1 protein-coding gene is annotated in these 395 nt (G+C 68.1%); it reads left to right on the top strand.

Annotated features, from left to right (window positions below; translation table 11 throughout):
• Window positions 1-74: 74 nt before the first annotated feature.
• A partial coding sequence (locus tag EN780_RS38305; RefSeq protein WP_133373047.1) for a HupE/UreJ family protein occupies window positions 75-395 on the top strand: 321 nt, incomplete at its 3' end.

Here is a 395-nt window from a genome sequence, read left to right as displayed (position 1 = left end):
CTCAAGGCCGAGGGCTGCGGCCCCCGCGTGGCCGCCTGACCGTCCCCAGAGAAGGCATAAGAGAAGGCAACTCGATGATCTCAGCTTCGACCAAACGCACCACGCTGACCGCCGTCATGCTGCTGGCAGCGGCGATGCCCGCCTATGCCCATGTCGGCGTCGGCACGACCTCGTCCTTCACCGCCGGCTTCATGCATCCGCTGTCCGGCCTCGACCACATGACCGCGATGGTCGCGGTCGGGCTCTGGGCGGCGCTCAAGGGTGGCAAGGCGATATGGGCATGGCCGCTGGCCTTCGTCGGCGTCATGCTGGCGGGCGGCGCGCTCGGCATGCTGCATGTGCCGGTACCCTTCGTCGAGCCGGGCATTCTTGCCTCTGTCGTGGCGCTTGGCCTG

Origin of the sequence: Mesorhizobium sp. M4B.F.Ca.ET.089.01.1.1, assembly GCF_004022605.1 — a bacterium.
Taxonomy (GTDB): Bacteria; Pseudomonadota; Alphaproteobacteria; order Rhizobiales; family Rhizobiaceae; genus Mesorhizobium; species Mesorhizobium abyssinicae.
Note: the sequence above shows the minus strand (reverse complement) of the source record. Positions and strands in the feature narration are given on the sequence as shown.